Source organism: Bradyrhizobium acaciae, assembly GCF_020889785.1.
In the GTDB taxonomy this organism is placed as follows: domain Bacteria; phylum Pseudomonadota; class Alphaproteobacteria; order Rhizobiales; family Xanthobacteraceae; genus Bradyrhizobium; species Bradyrhizobium acaciae.
The window spans coordinates 1-7,383 of the sequence record NZ_JACMYK010000227.1; the positions used below are offsets into that span (position 1 = coordinate 1).

The following is a 7,383-nucleotide window of genomic DNA, read 5'->3' on the forward strand; positions in this document are numbered from 1 at the left end:
CAGGGAAGCTTGATTTGGGACGCGGCGTCAACAGAACTCGTCGTCCCTGCGAAAGCAGGGAACCATAACCACCGGCCGCGGTGATGCGGACGGTGTCTGCCACTGTCTCTCACCGATAGGTCACGCGGTATGGGTCCCTGCTCCCGTGCGCGATTGCGCACTCGGCAGGGACGACAGCGATGTCCAGGCCAGATCGTAGCCCTATACTACATCGTTGCGCCGAGCACCCACGGCGCAAACTCGGCGCCGCCAAAGTCAAAATTCTCGCTCTTGGTCGGCTGGCCCGAGGCGGTCTTGAGGATGAGGTCGAAGATGCGCTGGCCGCATTCCTGCACGCTCTCCTCGCCGTCGAGGATGGTGCCGCAATTGACGTCCATGTCGTCTTCCATCCGCTTGTACATCGGCGTGTTGGTCGCGAGCTTGATCGACGGCGCGGGCTTGCAGCCGAACACGCTGCCGCGGCCGGTGGTGAAGCAGACGAGGTTGGCACCGCCGGCGACCTGCCCGGTCGCGGCGACCGGGTCGTAGCCGGGCGTGTCCATGAACACGAAACCCTTCTTGGTGACGGGCTCGGCGTAATGCAGCACGTCGACAAGGTTGGTGCTGCCGGCCTTGGCCATCGCGCCGAGCGACTTCTCCAGGATCGTGGTGAGGCCGCCGGCCTTGTTGCCGGGGCTCGGATTGGCGTTCATCTCGGCGCCTTCGCGCTGGGTATATTCCTCCCACCAGCGCATCAGGCCGACCAGCTTCTCGCCGACCTCGCGGCTGACCGCGCGGCGGGTCAACAGATGTTCGGCGCCATAGGTCTCGGGCGTCTCCGAGAGGATCACCGTGCCGCCATGGCGCACCAGCAGATCACTCGCAGCGCCGAGTGCCGGATTGGCCGACACGCCGGAGTAACCGTCCGAGCCGCCGCATTGCAGCGCCACGGTAAGCTCGCTCGCCGGCACGGCCTCGCGCTTGACCTTGTTGGCGTCGGCAAGCGCTTCTTTCACGAACGCAACGCCGGCTTCCACGGTCTTGCGGGTGCCGCCGACCTCCTGGATGTCCATCGCGCGCAGGCGGCCGGCGAGCTTCTGCTCCTGCATCAGGCCGCCGATCTGGTTCACCTCGCAGCCGAGGCCGAGCACGATGACGTTGGAGAAATTGACGTGCCGCGCATAGCCGCCGAGCGTGCGGCGAAGCAGCGCCAGCGGCTCGTCCTGGGTCATGCCGCAGCCGGTCTTGTGGGTCAACGCGACGACGCCATCGACATTCGGAAAGTCGGCGAGCGGGTTGTCGCCGGTGAACGGGTTCTTCTTGAACATGTCGGCGACGATGCCGGCGACATGGGCGCTGCAATTCACCGAGGTTAGGATGCCGATATAGTTGCGGGTCGCAACGCGGCCGTCAGCGCGGCGGATGCCTTCGAAGGTCGCCGGCAGATCGAAGTTCGGCACCGGCTTGACGTCGACGCCGTAGGCATAGTCCTTGGCGAAATCGCCCATGCCGCAGTTCTGCGTGTGGACGTGCTGGCCGGGCGCAATCGGCTGCGTCGCAAAGCCGATGATCTGGCCGTAGCGCCGGATCGGCTCGCCTTGCGCGATCGGCTTGATCGCGACCTTGTGGCCAGCCGGAATGCGATCGACCGTGGTGACACCTTCGGTCACCTCCAGCCCCGGCGGCAGGCTCGCGCGCGCAATCAGGACGCTGTCGTCGGCGTGCAGGCGGATCACTTGTGCCGAGGCCATGGGAGTCTCTCCTTTGGAGGCGAATAGCGAATGCGAATGGAATAGAAAGTAGCGCTATTCGCTACTCCCTATTCGCCATTCGCGAAGGTGTTTACGCCTTGCCGCCGGACTTCTCGCGGGTCTGGTTGACCTGCATCCTGGCGTAGACCTGCATCAGGCCGACCTCGTTCGACAGCGTCACGAGCTTGAAGCCCATGTTGATCGCACGCACCGCGCCTTCGGCGCCGGAGCAGTGGATGCCGGGGTTGAGGCCGCGCTTGCCGCACTCCTTGATGATCTTCTCGTAGATCTTGAGGATCTCCGGCTCGTCGCGATCGAGCTTCGGCACCAGGCCATAGGAAAAGCCGAGATCGGACGGGCCGATATAGACGCCGTCGATGCCTTCGACATCGAGGATCGCTTCCATGTTCTCGACCGCGGTCTTGGTTTCCATCATCGGCAGCAACACGATCTCGTCGTTGGCGGTCTGCTGGTAGGTGCCGGCCGAACCGTACATGCCGGCGCGGATCGGACCGTTGGAGCGCACGCCCTTCGGCGGATATTTTGCGTAGGAGACGAGGTTCTTGGCTTCCTGCGGCGTGTTGACCATCGGGCAGATCACGCCATAGGCGCCGCCATCCAGCACCTTGCCGATGATGCCGGGCTCATTCCAGGGCACGCGGACCATCGGCGTGACCGGATGGGCATGCATCGACTGGAAGCATTGCACCATCGACTGATAATCCTGCACGCCATGCTGCATGTCGACGGTGACGCTGTCGAAGCCGCACTGCGCGATCACTTCGGCCGAAAACCCGGAGGGGATCGCGAGCCACGCGTTCACCACCGCCTTGCCCGATGCCCAGACCTGCTTGACCTTGTTTGCCATTGATTGCGTTTCCTTTTGTGGTTCTCGGAGGTTTTCTTGAAGGTTTTCTTGGAGAGCGGACCTCAGCTGGTCGCCCGCTGGATCGAGACTTCACTGACGCCGACTTCGCGCGCGGTATTCACTATCGCCGCCCAGGTGTCGTCAGGCAAGGGGATGCCGTTCCTGGTGCGATCGGCGCGGGTCTTGCGCTCGGGATCGCCAGGAACCAGCACGGAATCCGTGCCCGCGATCGGCTTCGTGGCGCGGATGAAATCGGTGTAGCGGGTGATTTCGCCGTCGAAGAAATTGCTGGTGTCGATCACCTTGGGATCGATGTAGAACGCCATCATGCCGTTGGCGAAACGCCGGTCCGACGAGGTCGCGCCGGTGCCGGTCAGCGCACCGCCGAGCAGCTCGCAGATGAAGGCGAGACCGGAGCCCTTGTGATCGCCGAAAGCGCGGATCGCACCGGTTCCCTTGGTGTGGTCGCGCGGCCCGTCCGGCGTGTACGGCCCATACAGCACCTGCGGGTCCTCGCTCAACGTGCCGTCGGCATCGACCAGCGCGCCGATCGGCAGCTTCTTGCCACCGCGGCTCGCCACCAGGCACTTGCCTTCGGCGACGACCGATGTGGCGAAATCCAGCACGATCGGGTCCTGCCCCTGGCGCGGAATGCCGACGCAATACGGCGCGGTGGACAGGCGCTTCTCGACGCCGCCATAGGGCGCGACCAGCAGCGAGCCAGCCGCGGTCACGAAATGAATTGAAACGAGGCCTTCGGCGGCGGCCATTTCGGCCCAGTCGCCGACGCGCCCGAGATGGCCGGAGTTGCGCAGCGCGACGGCGGCAAGCCCCGCCTTCTTGCACTTCTCGATGCCGAGTCTGACAGCAACCGGCGTAACCGTCTGGCCGTAACCGAACTTGCCGTCGACCACCGCGAGCGAAGGCGTGTCGACCACCACCTCGGGGGTCTGGTTCGGCACGATGGAGCCCATCTTCTTCCACCTGACATAGACCGGCACGCGGATCACGCCATGGCTGTCATGCCCGGTGAGGTTCGCCGTCGTCAGGTAGGTCGCAATGCGCTTCGCCTCTTCCGGAGAAGACTCCGAATGGGAAAACACCTCGGACACGAAGTTGATGAGATTATCGACCTTGATGGTGACCATGAGAAACCAGCTCGTTCAGTTATTGGAGCGCGATCTGATCGGAAAACCGGTATCCACTTTTCCGGATCATGCTCAGGCGTGAGTTTTGGCGTGGCCGCCGAGATAGGCCGCGGCGATGGCTTCATTGCCCCACAATTCGTCGGGCTTGCCGCCGAGCACGATCCGCCCGGTTTCCAGGACAAAACCGTGATCGGCGACCGAGAGTCCCATGCGCGCATTTTGCTCGACGAGCAAGACCGTGGTGTCCTTCCTGATCTGCGAAACGATGCGGAACACCGCCTGCACGATCACAGGTGCAAGCCCGAGCGAAGGCTCGTCGAGCAGCAGCAACCGCGGCTTGGCCATCAGGCCGCGCGCGACCGCAACCATCTGCAACTGGCCGCCGGACAGCGTCCAGCCGAGCGCATTGGAGAAGGCGCGAATGTCCGGAAACAGGTCGAACATCGCGTCAGCCTCACGCGAGATCTGCGCGGCCCCAACCTTCCGGTTCGACGCGCCGAGCATGATGTTCTCTTTCACGGTGAGGCCGGGAAACACGCGGCGGCCTTCCGGCACATGCGAGATGCCGAGCCGCACGATCGCTTCCGGCCCGAGGCCTGCGATCGAGTGACCGTCGAACAGGATGTCGCCGGACGTGGGTTTGGCAAGGCCGGAGATCGCGCGCAGCGTGGTCGACTTGCCGGCGCCATTGGCACCCAGCAGCGTCACCACCTGCCCTTGCTCCACGGCGATGGTGACGCCGCGCAGCGCCTCGATCTCCCCGTAGCGGACCACCAGATTGCGGATTTCGAGCAGCGGCATCATTCGCTCCCGAGATAGGCGGAGACGACGTCGGGATGGCGCAGCACCGCCATGGACTCGCCATCCGCGATGCGGCGTCCGAAGTTCAGCACGGTGATATGCTGGGCGGCTTCCGAGACCAGCGTCATGTCGTGATCGATGATGAGAATGGTGAGGCCCTGGGCTGCGATGCGCTTCAGTAGCTCATGCAGCTCCAGCTTCTCGGTCGAGTTGAGGCCCGCGGCCGGTTCGTCGAGCAGCAGCAGTGTCGGGTTCGACGCCAGCGCCCGCGCGATCTCGATCAGACGCTGGTGGCCGTAGGAGAAGCTCGAGATCAGCTCATTGGCGCGGTTGCCGAGGCCGACGAAGGTCAGCGCCTCCATTGCCCGCTCGGTCAGCGCGTCGTCGCCCTTCCCGATCATGCTGTTGCCGGGCCGCTCGGCGCCGATTTCGACATTTTCCAACGCCGTCATCGAGCGGAACAGGCGGATGTTCTGGAAGGTACGTCCAAGTCCCGCAGCAGTACGCTGATGCGGCGCCATGCTGGTGATGTCGGTGCCGTCAAGCACGATCTTGCCTGATGTGGCCTTGTAGAGACCCGACAGCACGTTCAGCGTCGTGGTCTTGCCGGAGCCGTTGGGTCCAATCAGCGCATGCACGCTGCCGCGCTTCACCGCGATGTCGACGCCGTCGACCGCCTTGAGGCCGCCGAAATGCTTCGACAGCCCGGTGACTTCGAGCACGATGTCGCCGCCAGTCGTCGCAGGCTTGAGGTGAAGCGCTCCGGCAACAGGCGGCGCCTTGGCGTGCGCGCGCCAGCGCGTGAACGCGTCCGACACGAAGCCCCAGATGCCGTCAGGCATGAAGCGGATGATCAGGATCACCGACAGGCCGTAGATCGCAAGGTAGAGACCCGGCACGCTCTTGAGGAAGCGCAGCCATTCCGGGATCACGATCAGCAGGCCGGTGCCGATCACCGAGCCGATCGGCGAGGCCACGCCGCCGAGCAGCGACATGGTCAGGAACTGGATCGATTCCGCGAACGAGAACTGGTCCGGACTGACATAAGCGAAGCCACCTGCGAACAGGCCGCCCGCGAGGCCGCCGAGCACCGCACACACCGCAAAGGCGGAGACCTTGGTGCGGAACACGTCGATGCCGTTGACGCCGGCCGCGAGCTCATTGTCGCGCACCGCACGCATGGCACGGCCAAGCTTGGTGTCGGGCAGATGCCAGACCAGATAGCCGACGATGGCGAGCATCGCGACGCAGAAAGCCAGATAGCTTTGCGAGGATTGGAACAACTCGGGCCGGCGAATGTTGGCGACGCCGTCCGGTCCGTGGGTCACACCGACCGCATTGATCATGACCAGCGTCACGATCTGCTGGAACGAGATCGTGACCATCGCAAGGTAATGCCCGCCGAGTCTGAGCGTCGACATGCCGAGGAATGCACCGGCAACCAGCGTGATCGCGCAGGCGCCGACCAGGCAGAGCCAGAAGTTCAGGTGCAGGTCGGCAGTGCCGAGGCCGACGGCATAGGCGCCGAAGCCGAAGAACGCAGCCTGCGCCAGGTTGATCTGGCCGCACAGGCCGAGCACGACCGAGAGCCCGAACACCGCGATCGAGAAGGTCGTGGCCTGCAGCAGGATGTTGAGGATGTAACCGTCGAACTGCATCGAGGCGGCGAGCGCCACCAGCACCGCGGCGCCGATGAAATACGGCAGATGACGGATGATCAGCGGCTTCGAGCGCACGGCCGGCGCCGGAATCATGTTGGCGCTGGCGCTCATGCTTTCTCCGCGACGCGTTCGCCGAAGATGCCCTGCGGCCGGAACACCAGGAAAGCGATCAGCACCAGGAAGGCAAAGCCGTCCTTGTACGGCACCGAAATATAGGCGGCGCCGAACGTCTCGATGACGCCCAGCGCGAGGCCTCCGACGATGGCGCCGGCAACGTCACCGAAGCCGCCGATGATGGTCGCGGCAAACGCCTTGAGCGCAATCGTCGAGCCCATCTGGATCGAGACGAACAGCACCGGTGCCACCAGGATGCCGGCGAGACCGCCGAGCACGGCCGAATAGATGAAGGTGATCATGATCATGGTGGAAACGGAAATGCCGAGCAGCGAGGCCATTTCCTTGTCCTGCGAGGTCGCCTGCAGCTTCTTGCCGAGCAGCGTCTTCTCGAAGAACCAGAAATTGAACAGCACCAAAAGGATCGTGACGCCGATGATCAGAAGATACTGGCTGTCGAGATAGACCGGGCCGAGCTGGATGCCGGGCGTGTCGAACCAGCCCTGCAGCACCTGCGGCTGCGGACCGTAAATCGCGAGCACCGAGTTCGACAGCAGGATCGAGGCGCCGATGGTGGCGATGATGACCGGCAGATAGGTGCGGTGGCGCAGCGGATAGTAGACGCCGAGATTGAAGATGACGCCGAGCAGCGCCATGCCGGCAAGCGCGATCACGAACGACAGCCAGTAAGGCAGGCCGAGCTCGACGCAGACCACCATCAGATAGGCGGCCACCATCGAGAACTCGCCTTGCGCGAAGTTCACCACATTGGTGGCGCGGAAGATCAGCACGAAACCGAGCGCGACCAGCGCGTAGACCGCGCCGATGCCGATTCCGGTGAACAGCAGTTGAAGGATGAGATCCATGACGAGCGTTCGATTGAGGATGAAGCGAAGATCCCAGTGGCGGGCCGGGTCCGAATGGCTGTCGTATTCACAGAATCGCGTTGAAGGCCATGCGGGAGGTGGCTGGGCTCTCTCCGCCCTTGCGGGGGAGAGCTGGAGAGAGGGGTAAGCCGCAAACACCGCCCGCGCGCCTTACCCCTCTCCCTAACCCTCCCC

The 7,383-nt window shown here is 64.0% G+C and carries 6 protein-coding genes; all 6 read right to left on the reverse strand.

What is annotated here, in order from left to right; all coding sequences use genetic code 11:
* Positions 1-206 precede the first annotated feature (206 nt).
* On the reverse strand, positions 207-1,730 hold the full coding sequence (locus tag H8A92_RS38775) for a UxaA family hydrolase (RefSeq protein WP_229200545.1): 1,524 nt from the start codon (positions 1,728-1,730) through the stop codon (positions 207-209).
* A gap of 91 nt (positions 1,731-1,821) precedes the next feature.
* The gene (locus tag H8A92_RS38780) at positions 1,822-2,598 is read right to left on the reverse strand and encodes an HpcH/HpaI aldolase family protein (protein ID WP_092125098.1); all 777 of its coding nucleotides are present in this window, start codon (positions 2,596-2,598) and stop codon (positions 1,822-1,824) included.
* A gap of 62 nt (positions 2,599-2,660) precedes the next feature.
* Positions 2,661-3,746, reverse strand: coding sequence for a malate/lactate/ureidoglycolate dehydrogenase (locus H8A92_RS38785; protein ID WP_229200546.1), 1,086 nt, complete (start codon positions 3,744-3,746; stop codon positions 2,661-2,663).
* Between the two features lie 72 nt (positions 3,747-3,818).
* Positions 3,819-4,547 (reverse strand): ABC transporter ATP-binding protein, encoded by a 729-nt coding sequence (locus H8A92_RS38790; RefSeq protein WP_229200547.1) that lies wholly within the window; start codon positions 4,545-4,547, stop codon positions 3,819-3,821.
* Positions 4,547-6,319 carry a branched-chain amino acid ABC transporter ATP-binding protein/permease gene (locus tag H8A92_RS38795; protein WP_229200548.1) on the reverse strand — a complete coding sequence of 591 codons (1,773 nt, stop codon included), beginning with the start codon at positions 6,317-6,319 and terminating at the stop codon, positions 4,547-4,549. Before H8A92_RS38795 ends, H8A92_RS38790 begins: the two co-directional genes overlap by 1 nt.
* On the reverse strand, positions 6,316-7,188 hold the full coding sequence (locus tag H8A92_RS38800) for a branched-chain amino acid ABC transporter permease (protein WP_050420108.1): 873 nt from the start codon (positions 7,186-7,188) through the stop codon (positions 6,316-6,318). The genes H8A92_RS38795 and H8A92_RS38800 overlap by 4 nt, the downstream gene beginning before the upstream one ends.
* Positions 7,189-7,383: the final 195 nt, after the last annotated feature.